The organism is Acidisphaera rubrifaciens HS-AP3, from assembly GCF_000964365.1.
GTDB classification, from domain to species: Bacteria; Pseudomonadota; Alphaproteobacteria; order Acetobacterales; family Acetobacteraceae; genus Acidisphaera; species Acidisphaera rubrifaciens.
The window spans coordinates 1-2091 of the sequence record NZ_BANB01000943.1 but is presented as its reverse complement, the minus strand read 5'-3'; the positions used below and the strand labels follow the sequence as shown (position 1 = coordinate 2091).

Annotated in this window: 3 protein-coding genes; 2 read left to right on the top strand and 1 reads right to left on the bottom strand. The window is 73.8% G+C overall.

The window, feature by feature from the left end:
* The coding region (locus B8460_RS19270; protein WP_048863249.1) for an alpha/beta fold hydrolase at nucleotides 1-1007 on the bottom strand (1007 nt) is incomplete at its 3' end.
* A gap of 78 nt (nucleotides 1008-1085) precedes the next feature.
* Between B8460_RS19270 and B8460_RS19265 the strand changes: the two genes are divergently transcribed.
* Complete coding sequence (locus B8460_RS19265; protein ID WP_048863248.1) at nucleotides 1086-1301, top strand: zinc-finger domain-containing protein; 216 nt, start codon at nucleotides 1086-1088, stop codon at nucleotides 1299-1301.
* Nucleotides 1282-2091: 5'-3' exonuclease (locus B8460_RS19260; protein ID WP_048863247.1), on the top strand; the 810-nt coding region annotated here is incomplete at its 3' end. The genes B8460_RS19265 and B8460_RS19260, both read left to right, overlap by 20 nt.

Here is a 2091-nt window from a genome sequence, read left to right as displayed (position 1 = left end):
GGCAGCGGTGCCGCCGGGTCGCGCATCCAGGCCAGCAGGTCGCCGATGCGCCGCCCCCGGTCCTCGTCGCGCAGCAGCAGGTGATAGCCGGGCGGGTAGTAGGCGATGCGCATCGCGCCGTCGCGCGGCAGCGCCGCCCACGCCGCCTCGGTCGCGCGGCGCGGCACCAGCTGGTCGTTCCCGCCGTACATGAACAGCGACGGCGCGTGCAGATGCGCCGCGGCCGCCAGCGCCGCGTCCATCAGGTCCACCAGCCCCGCGATCGCATCGACCCGCGTCGCATGGATCGTCAGCGGATCGCGCGACAGCCGTACCAGCGCTGCGTAATTGTCGCTCGCGCGCACATGCACGCCCGGCAGCGTCTCCACATGCAGGCCCGGGACGGTGTGGTCGGCGAGCCACAGGCCCACGCGCTCGAACACGGTCTGCTCGGCCCGGCCCCACACGGCGGGCGCGATGAAGATCCAGCCATCCGCGCGCGGCGGGTGCGGGCTCGCGGCCAGCGCCATCAGCACGGCCGCCCCCATGCTCTCGCCCATCATGTAGAGCTTCGCCCCCGGCGCGCGGGCCCGCACCAGCGCCGCCGTCGCCCGCGCGTCGCTCTCCAGGCTCGCGGTGCCGGGCCAGTAGCCGCGGCTGTCGGTCGCGCCGAAGCCCCGCTGGTCGGGCGCATAGACCGCGACGCCCGCGCGGGCGAGCGCCGGGGCGGACAGTTCCCACGCATCGCGGCTGTCGTTCATGCCATGCAGCGCCAGCACCACGGCCCAGGTCGCGACCCCCGGCGGCGGCAGCCACGCCCGATAGGGCAGGGCCGTCCCGTCCGGCATGATGAAACAGTCCTGGTTCATCTCGGCCGGCGTCTTGTCCGGGCCGGCGGGCTTGACCTCATGCGCGCACCCGCCCAGCGCGGGCGCGAGCAGCACGGCGCCCAGCAGCGCCAGCAGCGCGGCACGGATGGGGCGCTTCGCGGGAAGCGGGTGGCGGGGATGGGGGCGGGGATGCGTCATTGAAAGCCGGCCGCGCGACGCTATCATCCCGCCGCCCGGCGGAAAACCGTGGCGATAGAGGTCCGGGAGACCCCCTGCATGCCTGATCCGACTGCCGCGGCGCCGCCCCAAGCGCGTCCCGCGCCGACCGAGGTGATCGAGGTCGACAGCCGCACCGTCGCCTGCGACGGCGGCGACGGCGCGCTCGGCCATCCGCGCGTGTTCCTGCGCATCCCGGGTCACGACGTCATGTGCCCCTATTGCTCACGCCTGTTCGTGCTGAAGCCGGGCGCGGGTGACGACCACGGACACTGAGGGCGCGGCGCCGGCCGCGTCCCGGCTGCATCTCGCTCTGGTGGACGGCTCGGGCTTCATCTTCCGCGCCTTCCACGCCCTGCCGCCGATGACCAGCCCCGACGGCGTGCCGGTCAACGCCGTGTTCGGCTTTTCGAACATGCTGGCGAAGCTGCTGCGCGACCACGCGGCGGGCGAGCGGCCGACGCATCTGGCGGTGATCTTCGACGCCGGCCGGGTGACCTTCCGCAACCGTCTCTACGACGCCTACAAGGCGCACCGGCCCGAACCGCCCGAGGAGCTGCGCCCGCAATTCGCCCTCGTGCGGCAGGCGACCGAGGCGTTCGGCGTGCCGGCGATCGAGCTGGCCGACTGGGAGGCCGACGACCTCATCGCCTCCTACGGCCGCGCGGCGATCGAGGCCGGCGGGCGCGTCACCGTCGTCTCCTCCGACAAGGACCTGATGCAGCTCGTGCGGCCGGGCCTCGGCATGCTCGACCCGATCAAGCAGAAGCCGATCGGCGAGGCCGAGGTGATCGAGAAGTTCGGCGTGCCGCCCGGCAAGCTCATCGACGTACAGGCGCTGATGGGCGACCCGGTGGACAACGTGCCGGGCGTGCCCGGCATCGGCCCGAAGGGGGCGGCGCAGCTCGTCGCCGAATACGGCGACCTGGAGGGTATCCTCGCCGCCGCCGCGGGCATGAAGCCGTCCAAGCGGCGCGACGCCCTGATCGCCCATGCCGAGGCCGCACGCCTGTCGCGGACCCTCGTCACCCTGCGCGACGACGCGCCGCTGCCGCTGCCGGTCGAC

What these genes read in the sequence shown, in the direction of transcription:
- B8460_RS19265 (WP_048863248.1), top strand. Translation starts at nt 1,086, where the DNA reads ATGCCTGATCCGACTGCCGCGGCGCCGCCCCAAGCGCGTCCCGCGCCG.